Annotated in this window: 14 protein-coding genes and 2 riboswitches; of the genes, 1 reads left to right on the plus strand and 13 read right to left on the minus strand. The window is 42.8% G+C overall.

Annotated elements, in window-relative coordinates:
- Positions 1–10 precede the first annotated feature (10 nt).
- The 8 genes from GHD25_RS10255 to GHD25_RS10290 all read right to left on the minus strand — a co-directional run bounded on the left by GHD25_RS10255 (position 11) and on the right by GHD25_RS10290 (position 12,077).
- The gene (locus GHD25_RS10255; RefSeq protein ID WP_164216491.1) at positions 11–595 is read right to left on the minus strand and encodes a bifunctional adenosylcobinamide kinase/adenosylcobinamide-phosphate guanylyltransferase; all 585 of its coding nucleotides are present in this window, start codon (positions 593–595) and stop codon (positions 11–13) included.
- Positions 577–1,653 carry a threonine-phosphate decarboxylase CobD gene (cobD, locus tag GHD25_RS10260; protein WP_164216493.1) on the minus strand — a complete coding sequence of 359 codons (1,077 nt, stop codon included), beginning with the start codon at positions 1,651–1,653 and terminating at the stop codon, positions 577–579. The genes GHD25_RS10255 and cobD overlap by 19 nt, the downstream gene beginning before the upstream one ends.
- Positions 1,628–2,593: an adenosylcobinamide-phosphate synthase CbiB gene (gene cbiB, locus GHD25_RS10265; protein ID WP_164216495.1), complete on the minus strand. Its 966-nt coding sequence runs from the start codon at positions 2,591–2,593 to the stop codon at positions 1,628–1,630. The genes cobD and cbiB overlap by 26 nt, the downstream gene beginning before the upstream one ends.
- The gene (locus tag GHD25_RS10270; protein ID WP_164216497.1) at positions 2,593–4,059 is read right to left on the minus strand and encodes an adenosylcobinamide amidohydrolase; all 1,467 of its coding nucleotides are present in this window, start codon (positions 4,057–4,059) and stop codon (positions 2,593–2,595) included. The genes cbiB and GHD25_RS10270 overlap by 1 nt, the downstream gene beginning before the upstream one ends.
- 52 nt (positions 4,060–4,111) lie before the next feature.
- On the minus strand, positions 4,112–5,185 hold the full coding sequence (locus tag GHD25_RS10275; protein WP_164216499.1) for a FecCD family ABC transporter permease: 1,074 nt from the start codon (positions 5,183–5,185) through the stop codon (positions 4,112–4,114).
- Positions 5,145–6,122 (minus strand): ABC transporter substrate-binding protein, encoded by a 978-nt coding sequence (locus tag GHD25_RS10280; protein WP_164216501.1) that lies wholly within the window; start codon positions 6,120–6,122, stop codon positions 5,145–5,147. The genes GHD25_RS10275 and GHD25_RS10280 overlap by 41 nt, the downstream gene beginning before the upstream one ends.
- Positions 6,123–6,292: 170 nt before the next feature.
- Positions 6,293–6,478, minus strand: a riboswitch (cobalamin riboswitch).
- Between the two features lie 155 nt (positions 6,479–6,633).
- The gene (locus GHD25_RS10285) at positions 6,634–7,209 is read right to left on the minus strand and encodes an ECF transporter S component (protein ID WP_164216503.1); all 576 of its coding nucleotides are present in this window, start codon (positions 7,207–7,209) and stop codon (positions 6,634–6,636) included.
- 149 nt (positions 7,210–7,358) lie between these two features.
- Positions 7,359–7,507, minus strand: a riboswitch (FMN riboswitch).
- Between the two features lie 355 nt (positions 7,508–7,862).
- Positions 7,863–12,077, minus strand: coding sequence for a S8 family serine peptidase (locus GHD25_RS10290; protein ID WP_164216669.1), 4,215 nt, complete (start codon positions 12,075–12,077; stop codon positions 7,863–7,865).
- A 732-nt stretch (positions 12,078–12,809) separates the two neighbouring features.
- Between GHD25_RS10290 and GHD25_RS10295 the strand changes: the two genes are divergently transcribed.
- The gene (locus GHD25_RS10295) at positions 12,810–13,709 is read left to right on the plus strand and encodes a LysR family transcriptional regulator (RefSeq protein ID WP_164216505.1); all 900 of its coding nucleotides are present in this window, start codon (positions 12,810–12,812) and stop codon (positions 13,707–13,709) included.
- A 178-nt stretch (positions 13,710–13,887) separates the two neighbouring features.
- Here the strand turns inward: GHD25_RS10295 and GHD25_RS10300 are convergent, their stop codons facing one another.
- The 5 genes from GHD25_RS10300 to GHD25_RS10320 form a co-directional block, all read right to left on the minus strand.
- Entirely contained in the window at positions 13,888–16,728 is a 2,841-nt protein-coding gene (locus GHD25_RS10300) for a gamma-glutamyltransferase (RefSeq protein WP_164216507.1), read from the minus strand.
- A 108-nt stretch (positions 16,729–16,836) separates the two neighbouring features.
- Positions 16,837–20,346, minus strand: a complete 3,510-nt coding sequence (locus tag GHD25_RS19960) for an amidohydrolase family protein (protein WP_240452301.1) — start codon at positions 20,344–20,346, stop codon at positions 16,837–16,839.
- Positions 20,347–20,419: 73 nt separating this feature from the next.
- Positions 20,420–21,292, minus strand: coding sequence for a serine hydrolase (locus GHD25_RS10310; protein ID WP_164216509.1), 873 nt, complete (start codon positions 21,290–21,292; stop codon positions 20,420–20,422).
- A 197-nt stretch (positions 21,293–21,489) separates the two neighbouring features.
- Positions 21,490–24,366, minus strand: coding sequence for an N-acyl-D-amino-acid deacylase family protein (locus GHD25_RS10315; RefSeq protein WP_164216511.1), 2,877 nt, complete (start codon positions 24,364–24,366; stop codon positions 21,490–21,492).
- Positions 24,367–24,641: 275 nt separating this feature from the next.
- Complete coding sequence (locus GHD25_RS10320; RefSeq protein ID WP_164216513.1) at positions 24,642–25,226, minus strand: CalY family protein; 585 nt, start codon at positions 25,224–25,226, stop codon at positions 24,642–24,644.
- Positions 25,227–25,229 lie beyond the last annotated feature (3 nt).

A 25,229-nucleotide genomic window follows, 5' to 3' on the forward strand; every position in this document is an offset into this window, starting at 1 on the left:
ATTCCCTTCATCAGCAGGATCGCTCCTTCATTAAAATAGGTATGCCAGCTTCTACTATATAAGCTTTTTCAGCATGTTTTACTATTTCCTGGTGAAGATTTCCCAATATCTTCGTATAAGATCTCACCACTGTTTCACCTATTAACGGTTCCGTTAAAACTTCATTGGAGACCACAATAAGTGTATGAACTGTCTTTACAATGGAGAAAACCCCTTCTAATATGGCATCGTATACTTTTTTTTCATAGTGTCTGTTTTCCCGGGGATGATCTGTAAGCTCATATTGAAAAAGCTCATTTGATAAAAGTACTGTCAAGCAATCGAGCAATACAACGTCAGCCTGCTTAAAATGTGGTTCCATTGCTTGTAATTCCATCGGTCTCTCCCATGTTATCCAGGTGTTTCTGCTTTTCTTCCGGTCCTCCTGATGCCGCTTAATTCTTTGTATCATTTCTTTATCAGCAGGTCTGGATGTTGCAATATAATGCAGGCTGCCTGCTTTTATTTCCGCTTCGGAAGCGGCATACTCCTCTGCAAATGAGCTTTTTCCGCTTCTTGCACCACCTGTAATAAAAATCAGCTTTCCTGTTTCCATGCCGTCAGTGCCTCCAAGAGTATATTATTATCATCCTGCTGCCGAACAGCAAAACGGAGCCATCGTCCGTTGAGCCCGGGATAGTTCTCCGTATGCCTTGGAACAATTCCTTTTTGCATTAAATAGTGAATAAGCGGAGATTGATTGTGCAGCGAGGGGTCCCGAAGCAGATAGAAATTAACCTTGCTTTCGGAAAGTTGATATCCCAGATGTTTCAGCTCATATATCATTCTTTCTCTTTCTTTACGAACATATAGTTTTGTCTGATAAACATAATCCTTGTCTTTCAAAGCCGCTTTACCGGCTTCAAGTGCTAAGGCATTTACGTTCCAGTGCGGCTGCATGCGCTGCAATTTTTCCAGCAATTTTTGATTCGTCATCAGAAATCCAAGTCTGAGACCTGCTATAGCGTACATTTTTGTCAGTGACCGCAAAATGATTAAATAATTACTTTCCGTAATAAAGTGTGAGAGACTCTGGCCATCTTCTAAAAAATCGAGAAAGGCTTCATCAATAATCAAATAACAATGATGCTTTTCACACACTTTCAGCATGTCCAATAAAATAGCGCTTGAATAGCTGATGCCAGTTGGATTGTTTGGATTGCAAAAAAACAAAGCATCTAAAGAATCCAGCTTGCCTGATAAAGTCTCCGCATCCAGTGACCAATTATCTTTTGGAAGATGAATATATGTAACATGACAGCGATTGGCTCTCGCTGCTTTTTCATATTCGGAAAAAGCAGGCTGTATAATCCCAATATGCTTTTCCGCCAAATAATTTAAAACTAAGGAAATCAGCTCGGCAGCCCCATTTCCCAGCAGAATATTTTCAGTGTCTATCCCTTCTGTTTCCGATATAAGTTGGATTAATTCTGTTCCATGCGGATCAGGGTAATCTTCAATTAACGGAAGCCATGCTGACCAACTTTCTTTTATTTTCAAAGGTGGTCCAAAAGGATTTAAATTTACACTGAAGTCAATGATTTTATCAGGTAATGGAATTTCAAACGCCTGATATAAATATGATGGGTTAGATCCATGCGATGGCAGTTTCAATGATGACCCTCCCTAAAATTAAGGCTAGTAAAAAAAGTATAACTGTACGCTGCATGATGTTAATGCTGTCAGTAATATGCCTGAGCTGCAGCCTGTGTACAGGTTCTCCCATTTCCACCCTGTACGATTTTTTTCCTTTATAATAATTGACCCCGCCCAGACGAACTCCAAGCAGTGCAGCTACAGCAGCTTCTCCCCAGCCGCTGTTGGGACTTGGGTGCTTTTTCGCATCACGGAATAAAATGGTCCATGCTTTTTTGCAGGAGACTTCTTTTGCACGGCTGCAAAGCATCATTATAACACCTGTCAACCGGGACGGAAGCCAATTAACGACATCATCCATTCGTGCTGAGGCCCATCCAAAGTCTTGATAGACATCATTTTTGTAGCCAACCATTGAGTCACAAGTGTTTATCAGACGGTACGTTAACGCCAGCGGGGCTCCTCCAATAGCGGCCCAAAATAGCGGTGCGGTAATGCCGTCACTTGTATTCTCTGCCACTGTTTCCACAGTCCCCCGAACAATTTCTTCCTGGGACAAATTTTCCGTATCCCGCCCTACGATATTCGACAGCTTTTGCCTCGCTTTAACGATATCACCTTGTTCCAGAGGTTTCTCTACCTCTAGTGCTGCTTCTCTGAGCCCTCTCTGAGCAATTGTTGTTGATATAAGAATTGCTTCTGTAAAAATACCAAGCAGTGGATGTATATAATAGGCGATCAGGACTATCCCAATCGACAGTGTCAAAATAATAACGATTAAGATCATCAGCATAAAGAAACCTTTTAATTTCTTTTGATGTCCCCGATTCCATTTCTTATCAAAATAAGCGATCATTTTTCCAAAACCTTTAACAGGATGAGGGAAATTGGGAGGATCACCAATCATACGGTCAATGACGACAGCTAAAATGATGGAGATAAGGTGATAAAAGACCATTAATTGTTTCTCCAGTTAAAGTAGTTTTCCAAAGCTTTTTTCATACATTGATAAACACCTTTGCCGACAAGCTGTCCTAATGGGGTGGCTGTTCCGCCATAGGTGAGCATTTTCCCCTGTTGCGATGCCCCAATTAATATACTATCCGTTGATGTTCCTGTTGCTTGTGTATTTGTTTCGATATCCAATATACCTAATTCTTTAACTGCTGCCGTCTTTGCTTCTGTAGCTGTCATCATGGATTGTATAAACGCTTCTTCGCTTAATTGTCCATTAATCAGCACCCAAATATTAATCGTACCGGGCTTATATGGGATGGTACGTTCTTGTCCCATAGAAGCGTCTACTGCATTGCCTGTCGCCGCCGTAACCACAATTAAAGCAGAAAATCCTTCTCCTTCCCGAAATTGATGGGCCACGTCCGATAACCTGACTGCTGTCATCATGCCAACCGTATCATTCGGATGGAATCCATGATCAATTAAATAATTTTTCATTTCGTTTTTATGGTCTGTACAATGATAATTCCGATCCACATGGCGATTGACAAAAGTATTATGCCAGCCAACACCGGCACCCGTTACGCCGGAAGACATCGTTCTTAATGGGGCCTCTGTTTGCAGCGTAATTTTTTCCTCTGTTATTTTCAGTAAATCCTTCGTTATAATATTATTTCTCTGTCTGCCAAAAAATCTGGGAACGAGCATCATCTGCGTTTTAGCTACCTTTGGATGCGGGTGTGCTTCAATCTCCGCTCCATAAACAGTTTGAATCCTTTCTCTTTTTAATACTTCATTTGCCTGATCGCAAATCTCCTTTTTACCATCTTGCAGAAGGAGCAAACGGTCACAATAAAGTCCGGCTAAATTCAAATCATGAAAAATGGAAATCACCGTTAAATCTTTTTCTTTTGTCCATATCTTAAGGACATCCAGCAATTCCTTCTGGTAGGCAATATCCAGATGATTTGTCGGTTCATCAAGCAGTAAAACCTCCGGGTCCTGGGCTAAAGCCTGGGCAAGAAAAACCCGCTGCCGTTCTCCGCCGGAAAGCGAATCAATCGGCACATCCTGATATCCTTCCACACCTGTTTGTTTCATGACTCCCTGAATCATTGCCTCATCTTTCTCTGACATCGTTTGAAACAATCCGCGCTGGTGTGCATACCTCCCCAACGACACCGTTTCTTTCACGGTATAGCTGAATGTCTGCGCTGTATTCTGGGGGAGCACAGCAACCAATTGTGCAAATTCTTTCGCTGTGTAGTCAGATATTGGTCTTTCTTTTATAGTGATTTCACCTTGTTTTACATCCAGGATGCGGCTGACCGTTTTTAAAAGTGTTGTTTTTCCGCTGCCATTTGGTCCAATGACACCAAACAGCTCCCCTTTTTCAACTTGAAAGGAGATATCCTTTAAAATTTCTGCGTTATGGTAACCGCCGGAGACATTCTTCACTTCAATCATAGTACCCTCTTCTTTCTGATTTTCTATGATCCTTTAAAATCTGTGATGAATTTTATGAACCTTTTTCGCCGCCCAGCTTCTTGCGTCTTTGGATCAAAATTACTGCAAAGACAGGGGCACCAATAAGTGCGGTAATGACACCAATCGGCAATTCGGAAGGTGCAATAATCATTCTGGAGACCAGGTCAGCAAGTATAAGAAAACTTCCCCCCGCAATTGCTGACAAGGGCAGTAAATGCACGTGGTTCGGACCCCAAAGAATCCGGACGAAATGCGGAATTACCAGCCCGACAAACCCAATGGTCCCGGAAACCGCAACAGCTGCACCTGTTAGAATGGAGCCCGCAATTAAAATACTCATCTTTTTCCGTTCCACATTTACTCCCAAATGCTTTGCCTGCTCCTCCCCAAACGACATGGCGTTCAGCTCTTTTGCATGCAGTGTTAATAAAATGGAGCCAACAAGGAAAAACGGGATAATTATTTTTATATGATCCCAGCCCCTCATGGAAACACTGCCCAAAAGCCAGCCAATAATTTGCCTCAATTCATCACCTGTGAGGGCAATCATTAAAGAAATCAGGGCACCTAAAAAAGAACTGAAAATAACACCCGTCAGGATAATGGTCTCTACCCGCATTGCCCGATCAATCCGCTGGGCAAAATAGAGCACGATAAATATCGTAATAAATGACGCCAAAATACTGAATACTGGTAATGTAAACGGTCCAAGGAGCGGCAATGTGAGTCCAAAAAAGATAGTGATTACTGCACCGACGGAAGCACCGGAAGATACGCCCAGCGTGTAGGGATCCGCCAGCGGGTTGCGCAGTAGACCCTGGAAAGCAGCACCTGAAATAGCCAGGGATGCCCCGACAAGTCCTGAAAGTAGCACCCGGGGGAGCCGGATATTCCATACAATATTTTCATACATGCTGTCTATCGCATCTGCCGGTACGCTCGGGATGATGTTTGCCGTGATAATATGGATAATCGTTGAAAAGGGGACATAAACTGTCCCTATGGATGTCCCCAATAAAACTGTAAATATTGCTAGAACTGCAAGAAATATATATGGAAAAACTTTATTGCTCTTCGAAAACATCCGGATAGATGGCTTTTGCAAGCGTCTCCGCTCCTTCTGCCAGTCGTGGTCCCGGACGGCTGATAATATCGGTATCCACCTGGATCACCTGTTCATTTTTTACAGCCTCTATATCCTGCCATGCATCCCTGCCCATGAGTTGTCCAACCGGATCCTCAACAAAATCATAGCTCAATATGATGACCTCCGGATTTTGTTCCACAATGGCTTCCTCACTTAACTCTATCCAGCCTTCCTGATCAGCTGCAATGTTTTCCGCATTGATTTTTGTTAGTATTTCATTTTCAAACGTATTATTTCCCGGTGTAAATATTTCAGGTTCCGGTGAAATTTCAATGTAGACACTTTTTACTTCATCTTCTGGTATTCCAGCAGCTTTTTCTTCCAGTTCTGATAATTTATCCTGCATAGACGTAATGATATTCTCGCCCTCTTCTTTTGTTCCAGTAGCTTCCGCCATCATTTCAATGGATTCATACACTTCATCAAAATTAGTTGCATCATTGACCATTAATACTGTTAAACCGGATTCCTTTAATTGATCAATACCTTCCGGTGAATTCGTGGGATGTGCCAGCACTAAATCTGGTTCCAGTGATAAAATCATCTCTATATTTAATTCCAACCCGCCGATTTTTTCCTTTTCCTGCACTTCTTCCGGGTAATTGTCATGGTCGGAAACACCAACTATATTGTTACCAAGACCGAGGGCAAAAGCAATTTCGGTATTGCTTGGAATAAGGGAAACGATAGCTTCCGGTTTTTCCTCAATGGTTACTTCTTCTCCATCACTGCCTTCCATTGTAACCGGAAAAGCTGATTCATCACTTGACGGCTGTTCGGTCTGTTCTGTTTCCGTTTCAGTCTGGTCTGTTGCATCATCCTCTGTCTCCCCGCAGCCGGCCAAAATGCCTGTCACCAGCAGAAGGGAGAACAATAATACATGTAAGTTTTTCAATTTTATTCCTCCAATTGTTCCATTCTTTTACTTGTTTTGCTTACAGGCAAAAACAGATGTCCAGCCATTAAAAAAACATCTCTGAAACAGAGATGCTGAATAAGCAAAATGGGAATTCATGAAGAATCCTCATTTATCTTTTCATACACCTCCCTATCCGCGTAGGTTTAATTGGCGCATTAAATAAGGCAGGTCTCCTGACTCATGGCTAATGCATTGTTCCTTCCCATGCAGTATATGCACAGTGGATTTATACAATGCTTTTTACCATTCACAGTGGCGGGACCATGTTGGATTTTCACCAAACTTCCCTTTTAAGTCTTGTTTTAAAAGACACCTTATTTATCGTCATTATTCAATTTATACGCTAATAAAAGTATACACCACCACTTTTAAATAGCAAAGAATAAAGTAAGGTTTTTAAGTATTTATTCTAGAAGGCATGACTTGAAGGCCCTTACTTTTATGCAAATAAAAAAGCCGGCCGCCGCACGGGACCAGCTTTTGCTTTCTATGCAATATCAAGACGCTTCTGTTCAATCCAGCTGCGCATTTTTACAAATAGCGGTACAAACATTAATCCGACAACAATTCCTTTTATAATATTAAATGGAAGGATACCGTACAGCACTGCATAAAACTTCACGCTTGTTATATGCATTTCTTCCATACCCATGAACCAGGCATAGACTGGTAAAATAATTAGATAGTTTAATATACTCATACCGACTGCCATAATGATTGTTCCAGCAATAAGACCGGATATTACGCTTTTGACGCCTTTTTTAAATTTGTGGTAAAGGATTGCAACAGGTACGACGAACATAATCCCCGCCAAAAAGTTGGATGCCACACCAACCGGCTCTCCTCCGCCAATTGCCATATAAAGCAGATTCTTAATTCCAACGACAATCACACCGGCCATTGGCGAAAAAATAAGGGATGCCATCAGTGCCGGTATATCACTAAAGTCGATTTTTAAATAAGGCGGCAGAAATGGGAGCGGAAAATTAAAGAAAAATAGTACAAGAGATATCGCCCCTAGCAATGCCAGAATAATAAGTTTTAATAGTTTCCTGTTTTTCATAATCTTTCTCCTCCATCTTTTTCGATCCCGATCTCGTGATGAAGGAAAAGCCTTTCGCTCCATCAAACATAAAAACCCTAAAGCCGCTGGGGCTTTAGGGAATAGTACGTCAATGGAAAACCGGGTACACAAAAATACACCGATTGGCTCAACATCTTCTCCCATCCAGACTGTAACTGTCGGTTCCGGACTTACACCGGATCCACCGCTCAAGCAGCATGCTTTCACGGGTCACGGACTTAGAGCTATAAAGCTCCTTACCGTCGGTCGGGAATTTCACCCTGCCCCGAAGATTGGAATCGAATATTTAATTATCTAATTCCATTATACATAAAATTATTCTGGTTTCAAGGGAAAGTACTTATATATATCAAAACTTGCAACACCGGGGCGGTTCTTCTGTTGCAATATGGTTATTAAAAAAGGATGCAAAAATTTTCATTGTCTTTGCATCCTTCTTTCGTTGCAAGCTCCACGGTTTCAATTCACGTTAATTGCTTTCCTATCAGCGGAGAAATAAAAAGGAAAAAGGATTACAGTTGGCGGCAAGTTTAAAGCAAATAAAGAAAAAGGTATAAAGACACGAAGTCTCTATACCTTTCTCCTTAACATGAAAATCTTTTTGCAGAACATTCCTGCTGCTTACCTGAAGTTTAATCTTCCAGGTTGACGTAAAGTCTCCCATCAGCTTGCTCTCGGGTTTCATTGCCAAAGCTGTCTCTTGCGATGACTTCGATTACCGCCCCATCAGCATAAGCATTACGCGGTACTGTCCAGTAGCCGACATAATGTCCTTCTGTTATTTCCATCATCGGCAGTTCGGTTGCATTCATCGTACTCATACCAAAGTCAGTAAGAGGCATATGCACCACAAAACTAGCGCGCAGTCCCGGCTCACTTTCAAACTCAATCATGATGGATTGCCCGGTTTCAAGTTCCTGGTCCTCATCCGGTGTCAAGCTGAAAATTTCCGGTGCGGTATAGTCCGCGAAAATGGTAATGGTTTCGGTTGATACATTACCAGCTTCATCTGCTGCCATAACTTCGATTACGTTTTCTCCTTCATTAAGAAGAATCCGTTGTGAGAACTCACCGTCAGACACAGCTGTTTCCTGGCCGTTTACAGTAACTGTTTCAAGGTGGTCGTCACTGACTGTACCTTCTACGGTTGCTGTTTCACGGGTGGTGTTTTCCCCATCTTCCGGACTTGTTACCGTTAAATCCGGTGCTTCTGTATCCAATGTTACAGTGATTGGTTCAGACTCATCCGCCATTTCCCCGTTAACATATGTTACTGCTGTAAATTCATTTTCACCTTCAGTCAATTCCGTACTTACAGCAAAAGTTCCATCTTCCCCAACTTCAGCAGAGCCAGCTTCTTCACCATCTTGCAGTACTTCTACCGTTGTTTCCGGAGAAGCAGTACCCTCTACAGTAACATTGGCTTCATTTGTAACTGCTCCATCTTCCGGTGAAGTGATTACTGGCGTATCTACTTCATAAGCTACACGGGCACGGATCATATAGTTACCCTCGGCAGCAGGGGATGGTGACCATACTCCGCCAACTTCCTGATAACTTCTTTCTGCATTTGGTCCATTTTCATCTGTAGCAAGTCCTGGTGAGCCCGTGTTATCCTGCGTTTGTACATAGACCATAAAAAAGTCGCCATTTACTTGAATGCTTTCCTCACGAAGGTCAACAACTGTCCATTCATTCAGATCCCTGACTGCTTCAGCATCAATCGGACCGGCCAATCTTTCACCAGGCATACCATCATCCCCGGCTGACCAGACTTCAACTGCAAATGGTGTACCGCCCGGTACAGGGAAATCTGAGTCATGGAATTGGAAAACACCATCTGTTACAAGTGCAGACTCTCTGTCTTCAGGCAGACTCATTTTAACAGCCCATTTGTTTCCTGCATCATAAAATGCACGTGCGTTTTCGGCTGTACCATCATCATAGTAGATTTCACCGCCAGGTACAGTAAAGAATGGTTCCAGTTCAATATCAAGGGTCATATCCCCATCAATTGTTATTTCTACGTCTTTCGAATAAAAATCAGGCGCAATTACTCTTAAGGTATAGTCACCCTCATAACCTGTAATTTCGTAATTTCCGTTTGCATCCGTTTCTGCCGGTTCAACATTTGCATCTTCTACAAGCATTACTGTTGCGCCTTCGACCGGATTGCCGGAATTTTCGCTTGTTATTGTTCCATTTACGGTACCTTCAGGCAATTCTTCCAAGGTGAAGTTTGCTTCTGTGGAACTGTCCGCTTCTACTGTGACAGTTTGCTCCTCAGCATAGAAACCGTATGCTTCAGCCACCACAGTAAATGTCCCCGCAGCATGCATTAATCTGTATGATCCATCCTGTGGATTTGTGTTTGTAGAACGATCGCTTTCCATAACACTAATCTGCGCATCCAATGGAAGTCCACTGGCATTCTGCACACCTTCTTTTGCCGCTGCTCCATTCGCACTTTCGGAAATAGAAGTACTTTGAGCTTCAATCTTCGCATTCATTTTTTCCTTCGTCATTTCGCCTTTTGCCTTGATTAAACCGGTGTTTTCGGAATCCAGGCCCAATGACTCGTCAGATAAAGCTACATCATCAATATACCAGCCAGGCCGTGTAACACTGAAATCAGTATCTATTTGAAAACCTATATATACACGTTTACCGGCATATTCACTTAAATCCACCTCTGCAGGTGCCCATTCCGCCGCTTCACCGGTATACGTCATTAATACATTCCAATTTTCCTGGTCTTCGGAGATGACAACATAACCATAATCCCAGTTATTTTCAATGTTATACCAGTTATTGAACTGTAAATAGGACTCTCCCTCCGGCAAATCAACCGGCGGCATCATTAAAATGGCATCGGAGCTATTTTCATAATCTCCTGATAGATTAGTGGCGTACACTTTATCTCCGGATGCAGCTTCTCCAGGTCCTGAAGCCGGCTCGCCCCATTCCCAGCTGTCATTATCGCCAAAAGAAGCCCAGCCTGCCGGTGTTGACTCAAAGTCCTGTTCATAGCCAACTGTGATACCAGGCTGAACATCTACCACATATTCATCTGAAGTAACTTCATTTTCGCCAAAGTCATTAATAACGAAATGATACGTGAATTCTTCACCATCAATATCCTCTCCCGGCACCGTTACAGCGTACTCGCCGGAACGGAAATCACCGGAAACTCTAGGTACTTCTACTACTTCATTATTATAGTGCAGCTCAACGGAAGTAACACTTACATTGTCACTTGCCTCCATAGTCAGATCCAAGTCCATTCCCTCATAGGTCTCAGCAGGAGCTTCATGGTTATAAGTCGGAGCCTCATTATCCTCTCCATCCATGGTTACCTGACCTTCAATCGTTCCAAGACCGGATATAACAGAGGAAACTGCTGCATAAGCGTCCACAATTCCATGCCCGTATCCGTGATTTGGAGACTCAGGGAAAGAGTCATCTGTGCCTGCTTCAGAATCAGCCATTTCCATTAAAATTTCTTCCGTTGTATCTACATCAAGTGCAGCATTAGCAGATTTCAATAATGCAACTACGCCTGCCACCGCTGGAGATGCCATGGACGTACCGCTCATGCCGCCATATCCGCCGCCAGGCATGGTAGAACGGATGCCTTCACCCGGTGCTGCAATATCCGGCTTGATCTCATCATACGGTGATGGCCCTTCCAAAGAGAAGGATGATTTGCTGTCACTGCTGTTGGTGGAGCCGGTTGCAAATGATTCCGGGTAATTCGCAGGTACTGCCACAGAACCTGGACCGCCCGGATTGGTCAGCGTCGTATTTCCTGCTGCAAAGGCAGGGAAAATATCTGCTGCTCTCCATGCAGTAACTGCATCACGATACCACTCATCAAGTCCCGGTCCGCCGCCCCAGGAGTTGTTTACAACGTCCGGAGCTTTTGAAGCGTCTCCGCCTGGTGCTAAAATCCATTCGGCTGCAGCAAGCAAGTCTGTATCATAAGCACCCTCGGCAGTAAATGCCTGAACAGAAATCCACTGCGCACCAGGAGCCACACCTACCTGATTCGATCCGTCTGCTTCGCTTCCAACCATGGTTCCGGTTACGTGAGTACCATGGCCCTGATCATCATATGGAACCTCTTCTCCATTGACTGGGTCATAGAAACTGTAGGTATGATCAACTTCACCGGTCGCAGGATCATATCCCCGATATTTATCCTGCAATGCCGGGTGCTCCCAGTCAGCACCGGTGTCAATACTCGCTACCACTGTTCCTTGTCCATCAATGCCCATATCCCACACAGCCGGCGCACCAACACGGTCTACGTTCCATTCAATTTCCGCTGTTTGATTTGCAGGGACATCCGCATCTGTTTCAACTGCTTTAATCAGTTCACGCTGCTCGTTTGGCAAAAGTTTCTCTACATCAGGGAACGAAGCCAGCTTTTCTGCTACTTCTTTTGTCGCAGTAACTGCCATCCCGTTAACAATATGATAAGAGCGGATATCCTCCGCATTTCCATTTTCCACTTCTTCTTCAAGGAACTGTTTTACTTTTTGCTGTGATTTCATTGCTGTCGACTTCAATTCAGAAATCACGGCAGAACGCTGCACGTGTTCCTGGCCCAGTGCAGAAAGATTTGCATTTTGTGTGTTTCCTTTTGCTTCCTGGGCGACCCCCATTACATCTGCTGTTTCCGTAAATTTGATTAAAAATGTTACTTTGTCTTCGTTATCAAATTGATTTTGTAAGCTGTTCGTTACTTTGTTCTGAACATTTACCTTGGAATCGTTAAGGGAATGGCTTACCTTCCCGTTTGACTCCGCATAAGTGAGCCCTGGTGTAATTAATGAAAAAATCATGATGACTGTGGCAATAATGCTAAATGCCCGAACCTGTCTTTGTTTTTTCTTCAATTTTTATCCTCCCCTCGAATTTAAACCCTGTACCGGAATGCTATCCCCCCTTCTACAGCCTGTTTAAAAACTTATCTATCAAAGCACTAATGGCTGTAAAACCTACTATAGTAGAAACTTGAGTCGAAGGATGTCACAAAAAGTCGACAAAATATCAATAATTTCAGATTGATTAATAAGTACTAATTTTTCATTAGGTAAAAATATACAGAGATCAAATATGGTATTATTACCAAAAAGCGGCAGAATAGTTTTTTTGCTGGAAAACAAAAAGGGTAGATTTTTCCAAAAATAAAAAATAAATATTAAAATGATTAAAAATAACTAGTTTTATAATAAAAAATACAAGTATTCCTCGAAAAATCAGGATCATTTCCCCTTGAAAAAAATTTGCACCTGCAAGTCACATGATACTTTTATATCAAAAATCCGGATAACCAGTACAAAAGAATTATTTATGCATCCCTGAAACAGGGACACAGATACAAGTGACTTCCCGCAGAGCTTTATATTCATAGGCTTTATTAGCATAAAATCTTTGTTCCGCGATAAATAACGCAAAGCAAAAAAATGAAATTTATTTATTTTTCATGTATTATAAATAAACAAATAACTTTATTGAAATTTACATATCGGACTAAAAACTGCTTACCATCACAACTAAAAGGAGCATCAGCCATGAACCTATTATCATTTCGTTATTTTTTGGAAGTTGCACATCATTTAAACTACAGTAAAGCTTCCGAAACACTTCATATCTCACAGCCCGGGCTAAGCCAGCAAATTACTTCCCTTGAAAAAGAATTGAATTTCAAACTATTTGACCGCACCACAAGGAAAGTAGAATTAACAGCAGAGGGAAAATATTTATACAAAAAACTGTCCCCTCTATTTCAGGACATTGAAAATACCGTGAATGAACTGACAAATAAACAGGCCATACCCGAAACTACGATAAGAATAGCAACTGTCCCTTCTGCAGCAAGCAACTATTTGCCAAACATCTTAAATAGGCTGCATAAGGATATGCCTGAAATAGATTTTTCTTTATATGAAACTACTTCCGTTCAGGCCATTGAATTGCTGAAACAGAAAAAATGTCATCTTGCTTTTATCAGAACACCTATTGATACGGAAAATATAAAAAGTCAGGGACTGAATATGCTGGAATTTTCCAGAAAGCCCATACAATTAGTCGTGGCAAAAGATCATCAAATTACCCAAAGTCCATTGGTCGATTTATACGATTTACGCGACGAGAATTTTATTCATTATGACTCAAATAACTCACCCTCATTGTATTACCTTTTACAAAGAGCCTGTTTAACAGCCGGTTTTGTACCAAAGACTTTTTGTGTGGGGCCCGAAATACTTACCATTGCAAATTTGGTGTCCTGCGGCCTCGGTGTTACCATTATGCCTAAAGATATGGTCCAATTAATAAACTCAAGGAATATTACCGCGATTGATCTTAAAAATCAAAATTTGCAAAGCTCCATATCAGTGCTCTGGAGAGATTCGGATTATTTGCCGCTTAATACAAAGGTTATCTTGAAGTATTTACAAAATGTTGTATAAAAAATGCTCCCTGTGATGTAAAATCCATCACAGGAAGCACTACTTGGCAATCTTTATTTAATGTTAATGGGAAGCAGAATTGAAATAGATTTAACATAGATCCTCTTTGGACATGATCCTCAAGCCCGGCTGCCAGTATCATAGAACATGTTCATACGCTATGCATTAACCTATCAATCTACTCCCAGTCCTCAAGTAAATGATCCGCATGCATGATTAGCTCGCGGGCAGGATCTTCAGTAATCAAACCTGCTTCTTCCTGATGGTTCACCAGCAATTTAAAGCTGTTCATATGCCTGATAGCCTTATCTATCGTTCCAGCCTGTTCATACTGTTCTATCGCAGTCAAATGCGTAGTAAGCAGCCGGGCCGCTTCTTCATCTGTAATTTCCCCGTTTGACGCATAATCTTCAACCAATTCCTTCATGAAAGCTACACTGGAATCTCCCGGAGGAGCTGGATCTTCTATTTCATCCTTATCTATCGCCATGGCGCTTCCCCCGCCTCTTCTCTCCGGCTCTGAAGCGGCCCGGATATTCCCATCTTCCAGAAACTCAAGGCCATTTGCAGCACTAATTCCCTGTACTGCATTATCTGCAATAAAAGTATGCCCCATCTCTCTAAGCTCGTCGAGGAGCGTTCCGTATTTATCTAGGTAAACCCCTTCAAATTGCGTACTAGCGTGACTTAAATTCCGCTGGGATAAACGCGGTTCGTCAATTGCTTCCGGTAAAGTCATATTTAGATCGAGCAGACTGATCATGATCTGCAAATTTGTTGTGATGATCCGGTTGCTTCCCGGTGATCCAATTGTCATTACCGGTTCTCCGTCTTTTGCCACTATCGTCGGAGTCATCGCACTCAACATGCGGAGATTCGGTCTTGGTGCATTAGGATGGTCCGGATCCTGCATTGGAGTCCTGCCGGAAAAACCGTTATTTAAAATAAACCCATATCCTGGAACAACCATTCCATTTCCTGCAATACTGTTAATCGTCTTCGTATAGCTCACAACATTCCCATCACCATCAGCTACAGACAAATGAATGGTTTCTGTAGGAATTTCCTCTTCCATTTCCTGAGAATCAGCTGCATCTTGCTCCAGTGAAGTCAATGGTGCAGCAGCATTTTGTTCCATCGTCATTAGTTGTGTATCCTCAGCCAAATCATTGACAGTAATCTCATCAAATTGAACCGTGTTGCCGCTATCGTGATCAAAGTTAATAATACTCAAAAGCGCCCTGCCTAAGGCATTATTTTCTTTTTCCTCATCTGATAGCTCATGCGTAATATCCCACTCATCCGGCTCTTCCATATCATCATTCCAAAGACGAACCCCCAGATGATCATCTTCTGCTTTCAGCCTTATCCAATGCCAGTCAGTGGATAAATCAGTACTTGCAGTACCGAATGTAGTAGAACTGCCATCCTCTCTTCCCCGCAAAATCAAATTTTGGTTATTAGCTCTCAATTCAATACCATATCCGTTTTGAGCCATGGAGCTTCCGGAACTGAATCGGTCCGCCTGGATCCATAAACGTAAACGCTGGTCATTCCCGAGCTCATTAAACCTGAACTTCACCAACAATTCGCTCTCATTCAATGCTCCCATATCCGGCGTAATCAACCCATAAGCACTTCCATTTCCCTGAAGCCGCTCATCCATAACTACCTGCCCGATGTTATCCTGGATGGTAAATGTCGCCCCGGGCGGTGTTCCCGGCCATGAATGAAGATTGGCAAAGACAGTCGAATCCCACCCGTCTCCATCATTTCCTTCAAAATCATGATGAAAGGCAACTCCTTCTTCCGGCGGCTCCGGCTGCTTATCCGGGTCTTCATCATATGGCCAAGGATTCCCGGGAGCAACCTGGCCAATGGTAGCAAAATTATCCGATATGTTATATCGTCTTTCTGCAGCATAACCCTTTGACATTAAGCCATCTACCGGGATGATTGTATGTGCAGGGTCCCCCATGTACATACTGCGGTCTGCAAATGCATATCGGGAAGCCTCCAAAAAGTAATGATAGGCCTGAGCTTTAGACATATCCCCCAGATCATAAGCCTCTAAAATATTCAATATTTCACTGATCGTTACACCGCTTGATGTAGGCGGCACACTGTAAATATCATAGTCACGGTATGTTGTGTGGGTCGGCTCCTTATGAAGCACTTCATAATTTTTCAGATCATCCATGGACATATTCCCTGCTAATACCTCGTGACGCGGATTATCCACCACAGGGGGGTTATGGATCGTATCTATAATCGCTTCAGCAATTTCTCCTTCATAGAAAATTTCACTTCCATGCTCTGCAATTAACCGATACGTTTGAGCAAGATCAGGGTTTCTCATTATCGTTCCTTCTTCGGGTACCTCTCCATTTTCATCCAGATAAAGATCTATAGAACTTTCAAAAAGCCGAAATTTATCTGCATGTTCCCCAACCTCCCGAATGAAGTTAGCGTCAGCCGGAAATCCTTCTTCCGCAACTTCAATAGCCGGCTGCAGCACTTCCTCCAGGGTCATGGTTCCATGTTCTTCCAACGCTTCCTCCCAAGCCTTCACCATGCCGGGTTTACCTGTTGCCATTCCGCTTGCACTGCGGACATTTGAGGGATAAAGTTTTCCTGTCTCCGGATCAATATAGGATTCCGGACCAAAATTTTCACTTGTCTCTGTAACATGGTCCAAAATCACTGAGCGGTCTTCATCGGCAAGGTAAATATTCATAAAACCGCCTCCGCCGACTCCGCCGGAAAATGGCCGGGTTACTCCCTGAGCCGCTGCAGCTGCAACAGCTGCATCCACTGCATTACCGCCAGCTTTCAATATTTCAATTGCCGCATTAGATGCTTCCGGATGCTCTGTGGACACAGCCCCGCCATCCCCAACAGCTGTAGGCGTTTGTCTTGGATCACTTGCATCTCCTGCTAATCCGGTCATTGGCATGGTAATGGTTAAAAGAATGATTAGAAATACAGAAGATAATTGTCTGATTCGTCTTTTTTGCATAAACGTTCTCCTCTCAGTATTCTTTTAAACTCCCTGGGATCAACTTGTTTGTCCCAGGGAGTTCCAAGCAATTAAATCTATTTTCTATTAAACTAGTTTGATGCCGAACTATTGCTTCTCCCAGTACGCAATAAGACTTTCTCCATGGGACACCAGTACAGCTGCTGCTTCCTCAGAGATCAATTCATTTTCTGTATAATGAGCAAGCAATTCATCTTTAAAGCTGTTCATATGTCTCACTGCTTTGTCCCATTCAGCATTTTCTTCATATTGCTCAACTGCAGTCAAATGTGTTTGCAATACTCTGGAGGTTTCATCATCCGCTATTTTTTCCTCATCTCTGAACTCTTGAATGAGGAGCTTTATTTCTTCAATGCTTATTGGCTCTGAAGGCTCTGAAACTTCCTCACCCATGTAACCTTGTATTTGCTCCTGACCGGCAATATTGATCGTAACTACCGGCTTGTCATCATCGATGGTTGGATCATTTTCGTCAACAGTGACTCTAAATGTGGTAAACATTTCACCATTGATGGTTCCTGCTCCAGTAAAGCTTATCCATCCATCAAAAGCCTGGACTCTGCCAAATTTATCCGCCACGAGTTCCATATCATCATGAACAAATGTCATACTTCCTGCTGCCTCAAAATCACTTTCTCCCTGCTCCAGATTAAAGGAAATAGAAGATTCGATGTCTGAACCGTCCAATGATAAAATTTCACGGCTTTCACTTGTTTCAACACTTTCATCCTGGGTTACTGGACGGGTTGGCATATTTGGTTCAACCGGTACAAATTCTCCAACTTGAATGCCGGTTAATTCACCATTGTTCAGCGCTAATTCACCATTAACAAACACGTGTTCAATGCCATCAGCAAATTGTCTTGGCTGCTCAAAAGTCGCATGGTCTATGACAGTATCAGGGTCAAAGATAGTAATGTCGGCTTTCATCCCCCTGGCAATATAGCCGCGGTCAGACAAGCCAATCAGCGCAGCAGGGAATGACGTCATTTTTTGAACAGCTTCTTCCCATGTAAGCAGTCCTTCTTCCCTGACATAATGCCCCAGAACCCTTGGCTGTGTTCCATACCTTCTCGGGTGAACTTCATTGGAAGTACTTGCCCCGCCATCAGAAGCGATGGCCACCACAGGAGATTGAATGAACCTTCTAAAGTCATCTTCGTGACCGAAGTCATAAATGGTTCGCAGGCTTCCTTCCGTTTCCAAAATCTGCATGGTAGTCTCACCAATAGTTAATTCTCTTTCTTCCTCAACATAAGTGAAATCCCATTCTTCCGGCTCTTCTTCACCGTCTTTCCAAATACGGGCGCTAACTTCATCATCTTCGGCATGCAATCTCAGTGTATGCCAATCCGTATCTAAATTAGCATCCGCAGTATCAAGAACGGTTGTAGTACTCTCTTCACGGTTAATGAAAGACATTTTATTATCTTCAAAGTCGATTTCAAGTCCGAATCCATTTGCAGGCAGCGTCATGCCGGATTTTATTTCATCCGACTTCGTGAATATTCTCAATTGCTGGTCCCCGCCAATTTCATCGGCTTTAAAACGCAGTAAAACATCACTGTTTTTTACATCATCCATGTCAGGAGTAAACTTCCCATACGTACTGCAGCATAAATCCGCGTCGTAGCCGGCAAGCGTCACTACTCCGGCATTCTCCTGAATACTGAAGTCTACATCATTTTCCGGGAAAGAATGGATGTTGATAAACTTATTGCTGTGCCAGCCATCGCCATTATTTCCTTCAAAGTCATACTCATAATACACTTCTTCTCCAGAAGCTGATTCTACTCTGAAATCATCAAAATGGAATGTGTTGCTGTCAGCGTCAAGATTTGTCACGCTTACCATTGCTTTTTGATCTTCCACTACTTCTTCTTTTGATACATCTATGCTGGAATCCCATTCTTCCGGCTCTTCTTCATCAGAAGGCCACATTTTTACCAGTAAAGTATCATTTTCCAATTTCACTTTCAGATCCTGCCAAGTGTCCGGTTCCAATCCAGCATTGGAAATGGTCTCATGAATGGTGGATGAACTGTTTTCTCTTTCATATACCTGGATACGATCCCGGTCAAGACGTACTGCAACCCCAAACCCATTCATGGCAAATGAGCTGCCGGAGCCAAAATTATCGGAATTAATCCAAACCCGGATGATTTGATTTGCTCCCATCGTATCCCCGACTTTAAACCGCATAAATGTTTCACTGTCTCCCACATCGGGCATACCAGGGACAACATTGCTGTAAGCACTGGCATTCCCACTGATTCTAGGTGCCAGATTTACATGTCCTGCATTATCATTAATTGTGTGGCTGGCTTCAGTTGATGGATAAGAATGCAATAGATCAAATTTGGATCTATCCCAGCCATCCCCGTCAGCACCTTCAAAATCCTCTTCATAAACAACGTTTCCGTTTGCATTTGTCACCGTTATTTCATCGATATCAACATCAAATTCCTGCTCATAGTTCAAGTTTAAAAATGATAACAATGTTCTGCTTCTGGGATTTCCAACCCCTGTATCCATATAGTCTGCAAGCGTCATCCGCTTTGTTGGAAAGTAAACGCCTTCAGGACCTTGAACACGGCTGTACATAATCTCCTCTATTTCCTCTTCTATAACATCCCGTAATTCAGGGTCTCTAAACCTTTCCAGCATGGCACTTCTGCCACCTTCTTCCGCCCAAGGAGGAACGATTGCCGTTAGACCGGTCTGGCTTCTGAGATATGGATAAATATCTGCTGCAGTATAAACACCGCGTTCATTTGCGTCATTGATCAGCTGCATCATTTCTTCGGATTTCCCCCAGTTATTGGGTCCCATTGTTTTGATATGGGTAATAACCGGTGCCAATCCTGATTCTTCCCCAATTTCTATTGTTTCAGCAGTGGCCTCGACCACCTCATTATTTTCATTTCTTTGGTGGTTTGGGAAGTTTGTTCTCCATTCACTGGCTGCACTTACCACATCAATAACCTGGTCTGTTTCTGCAAAATAAGCAGGTCTGTAAAATAATCCTGCCGAAACACCTGCAGCTCCTTTTTCCATTGCTTCTGAAATAAGCTGCTGCATTTCTTCAATCTCATCATCTGTTGCCCTTCTGTCTTCATTGCCGACTACTTGACTCCAAACAGAATTAAATCCAATATAGGAACCGATATTTATACCCAGACCGCCGTCTTCCAAATCAATCCTCGACTGCAGATCCACCGGTCCCCCGCCATCAGGACTCAGTACTTCCATGGTCACACCTTGACTTAATGGACTTTCAGCTTCTCTAAGCGCAGAGAGACTAGCATGACTGTGGACATCTATAAAACCGGGTGCGACAAAATTTCCTTCTGCATTAATTTCCTGTTCTGCAGCAGCATCGGTCAAATCACCGATTTCAGCTATATAGCCATCTTTAATAGCTATATCTGCATCATATCTTTCCAAACCGGAACCATCTATAATACTTCCATTTCTAATGATCGTATCGAAACTTTCCGTCTCAGCGCTCACATATTGTATATCGCTTATGCCCAGACTAATAAGAAGAATGAACACAGTAAACATATGCAGACATTTTTTCATTTTCTTCCCCATACTTTCTGACCCTCCTTCTGTGAATAGGTAAAGCACTTTTAAAATGAGTTTTTTAAGACCCCATGACCGGTTATTACTCTACCAGGTAGTCCATCACACGCTCGCCTATTTCTGCCATTTTAATTCGGGAATCTTTTAAAGAAGCGTTTTGGGACATGACCGACACATATACTGCTTCATCCTCGTGAGTAAACATACCGATATTATGTCTGACATTAGTACTGCCTAAACTGCCGCCTTTGCTGTAAAGGCTGACTCCGCTATGGTCGTCACCTTTATAATGGCTTAATATACCTTCCGCCATCATTCTTAAAAATTCCGCTTCACTTTCAGAACTTAATATGTCTCCTTCATACACTGTCTGCATAATGGTTGCCATATCTTTTGCTGAAGTAAGATTATCCCTTGGTGTAACTGATTCCATCATATACCTTTGCAGTATCGTATCTTCTGCACCCATTTCAGCGCTGGCCTGATTGACTGAACCCATTCCAACCCTTTCAATGATCATATTTGTAGCTGTATTATCTGATTGTGTGATCATTAAATATAATAAATCTCTCAGTGATAAAATTTGGTTATCCGACATATGGCGGATGATTCCGCCGCCGGAAGTAATATCCTCATCAGTTACCGTAACTTTTTCATCCAGGTTTATTATCCCTTGTTCTGCCTGCCGCAATGCTTCGATTAAAATAGGAACTTTAATGGTGCTTGCAGAAGAATATACCTTTTCCTCCTCAATTCCTATGTCTCCATCTTTTGTCCCTATAAATACTGCATAGTTTTCATCGTCACCAATAATAGCCTCTACATCCTCTTCCAGGGAGGAAAAACCGCCGCTTTGTCCACTGGCAAACCCATTGACTGAAAGGCCCAGAAGCAGACTGAACAAAACTGCCGTTAATAAGAGTAATAGTTTATTTTTCCATGATTTATAAACCATGTGCAAAACCTCTTTTCCGTTAGTTTTTATGTTGAATTCATCATCATTCCATAACAGGAATGGCTAATTCAGCGTAGATTTCATTTATTATATTGACCTCCAGCCCGGTACTGTATGTTCCATATCACCTCCATTGAAAAAAATACACCCCAGCGGAAAAGATCATGTATGCTCCACTGGGGTGTCGTATCAAACAGTTATTCCTGCTGCCATTCCTCCAGCAAATCATCGGCATGTGTTTCTAACATGCTGGAAGCTTCTTCAGAAATCTCTCCATTTGACTCAAGGAAATCAAGTAATTGTTTAAAGCTATTCATATGTCTTACCGCTTTATCCGTTTCGCCTGCAGATTCATAAGCACTCACTGCAGTCAAGTGCGTATTCAGGTGTCTGGCTGTTTCATCAGTTTCTATTTCACCGTTATTTCTGTATTCATCAACGAGCTGAATCATATTATCAATACTCGTCTCTTCCGGTTCACCTAAAAATCCTCTTATTTCCTCTTCTCCTTCAATCTGAATGGTTACAGTTTGACGCTCATCCGTTATCTTGGATTCATTTTCGTCCACAATGACAAGGAATGTCCTTTCTTCCTCATCATTCAACAAGCCCCGGCCGGTAAAGCTTGTCCAGCCGTCTGCCGTCTGTACTTTTCCGAATCCGGTTGCAGTAAAATTCATCCCGGCATTGCTATCCTGTACAACAAAAGTTCCATCAGCTTTTATATCTTCTTCCCCTTGTTGAAGAGAGAATTCCATTTCTGCTCCTGTCAGGGAAGCTGGATTATCTAAATCGTACAGTTCGCCTGCCTCTTCGATTTCAACTGACTCTGTTGTCATCGGACGGCTTGGCATGTTGGCAGCACGCTTTAATGCCTTACCTGGCTGAATCCCTGTCAACTCGCCATCTATCAGGGCTATTTCTCCATTGACAAGTACATATTCTATTCCGTCTGCATATTGTTTTGGATCATCAAATGTCGCATTATCAATCACCGTTTCCGGATCAAATATGGTAATATCAGCAGCCATGCCTTCAGCAATAAACCCTCGGTCTGTCATGCCAATGATAGTAGCCGGCAAACCGGTCATTTTTTGGATCATCGTTTCCCAATCAACAAGACCTTCTTCTCTTACATACCTGCCCAGTGCCCTTGGCTGTGTTCCATACCTTCTTGGATGGGTACTGGCAGATGTAGTAGCACCGCCATCTGATGCAATTGCTGTCGTTGGGTTTTCAAGAATACGCTGAAAATCCTCTTCATGTCCGAAATTATAAATGGATCTTAAGCTTCCCTCTGTCTCCAAAATACGCATTGTAGTTTCTCCCGGTGTCAGCTCTCCTTCATCTTCATCATCTTCCGGAAGCGGAATTTCCTCTATCATATCCCATTCAGCCGGTTCCTCATTTTCATCATTCCAGAGACGAACCATGAGATGATCATCTTCCACACGCACCCTCAACGAATGCCATTCGGTTGTCATATTGGCATCAACACTGCCGTAGTTTGTTGAGCTGCCATCCTCTCTTCCATATAAAACCAGATTGTCATTGCCAAGGTGCAATTCAATACCGTAACCGTTTACCGGAAAGGAGCTTCCTGAGCTAAAGTCATCTGCCTGCAGCCAGAATCTGATCCGCTGGTTATTTCCTACATCACTGACTTTAAAACGCATAAAAGCTTCACTATTGTTTTCAAGCTGATCCATCACCGGGGTAATTTTTCCGTAAGCACTGGCATTCCCCTGGATCCGTTCATCAATTTCAATTTTTCCAATATTATCTTCCACAAGGTAATTTACCGCATTGGAAGGATAGGAAAATAACTGTTGGAATGAGTCGGAATCCCACTCTTCACTATTTGTAAAATCATATGCAAAAGCTGTATTTCCATCCAAATCCTGCACGCTTATTTCATCAATATCAAAGGTGATGTCACTGTCGTAGTCAAAATTGAGAAATCCTAAAAGCGCCTGACCATTCCTTGAATAGCCAAAACCTTGTTCCATATAGTCGGCAAGTGTCATTCTTCTTGTAGGAAAATATACATCCTCAGGTCCTTCTACCCTGCTATGCATAATTTCCTCAATTTCTTCTGCAATTTGCGGGCGAAGTTCAGGGTCGGCAAAGCGCTCAAGCATTGCTTCTCTTCCACCATCCTCTACCCAAGGAGGGACAATCGCCGTCAAGCCAGTCTGACTGCGAAGATATGGATAAACATCTGCCGTAGCATAGGTGCCGCGGGCATTTGCTTCTTCAATCAGCCCTACCGTTTCAACAGATTTACCCCAATTATCCGGCCCCATTACTTTCATGTGGGTAATATGAGGAACAAGCCCTGCTTCTTCTCCAATTTCTATCGTTTCAGCTGTAGCTTCTACTACCTCATTATTTTCATTTCTGATATGATGCGGGAAATTTGTACGCCAATCTCTTGCAGCACTTACCACATCAATGACCTCTTCAGTTGTTGCATAATAAGCAGGTCTGTAAAACAAGCCGGCAGAAACGCCAAAGGCTCCATCCTCCATAGCCTGTGTAATCAATCCCCGCATTTCAGTTATTTCTGCATCTGTTGCCCGCCGATCATCTTCACCAACCACTTCTTCCCAAACGGAATTAAAGCCGATATAGGCGCCAATATTTATTCCCAGACCATCTTCCTCAAGTGCGTGGCGCTCTGTTATATCAGTAGGACCTCCGCCATCCACACTTAGCAACTCGGTCGTCACGCCCTGCGTAAGAGAGCTTTTGGCTTCCTGAAGTGCTGCCAGTGAAGCATGACTGTGAAGTTCAATGAATCCTGGCGTGACAAACAGCCCCTCTGCATCCACTTCTGTTTCTGCAGCATAGTCTTCCAGATTACCGATACGTGCTATTTTTCCATCCCGCAACCCGATATCCGCATCATATTGCGGAAGACCGGAGCCATCTATAATGGTTCCATTTTTAATAATCGTATCAAAATCCATGTCTTGAGACTGAGCTTGTCCAATTGGTGTTTGCAGGAATGTTCCAACCAGCAAAAAACCACAAATAACCAGCATTGCAATTCGCTTACTGAATCTGGACATTATTTATTCCTCCTTTTTGGTGCTTGGGGCTGCGCTAAATGCTCGCCCCACCGTAAAGATTTGGGACTGCACTAAATGCTCGTCCCATCATAGAAATTTTGGACTGCGAAATATTCTCGTCCCACCGTAAAGTTTTGGATTTGCCTAATTTTGTTGAATAACTTTACAGACGCCGCTTTCCTTTATTAAAGTTTGGACGGCATGCATTTATAATTACATTGTCTTATTTTCAAAGGGACAGATAACCTGTCCCTTTGTCCCAGCGTTTTTATTCCTTACAGCTCTTCTCCATCTGTTTGTGTTGCTGTAAATGTCCATTCGAGATTAAGTGTATCTCCCTGGAATTCATTTTGGTCTTCGCCGTTATCGACAAAGTTAAACTTCACTACTAAATCGTCAAAATCTCCAGTCGGCAATCCTTCACCAAGAATTGGATTTAATGCATGCTCACCGACTGCTTCCGGTGTCATTTCTCTTAGTTCAGCAAGGGTTGTGCTGAATACAACTTCATCCAGCTTGTCCACGTTGTATAGAAACTCCACTTCGATATGCTCGCCAAAGTCTTCGGTATTGTTTCCTTCTGCATCATCCACAGTATACTCTGTATCCAGAAACACGCGGTCAATATCGAGGGATCCGTTATTTTGCAGTTCAAATGTGCGAATCATGGAATCTCCCGGTTTAATATTCTCCACATTAATAATTTCCGTCGGCTCCGCTGCCAGGTCCAATGTACCCGCGGCAAACGTATTTTCCGTTGATTCCGTATCACTGAAGTAGGCAAACGTTCCTCCTCCGATAAGTGAAATTCCCAACGCCGCTGACATAATCCCCATTCCTAATTGTTTTTTAATTTTCACGAT

It is taken from the genome of Virgibacillus aidingensis, assembly GCF_010994035.1.
In the GTDB taxonomy this organism is placed as follows: Bacteria; Bacillota; Bacilli; order Bacillales; family Amphibacillaceae; genus Virgibacillus_N.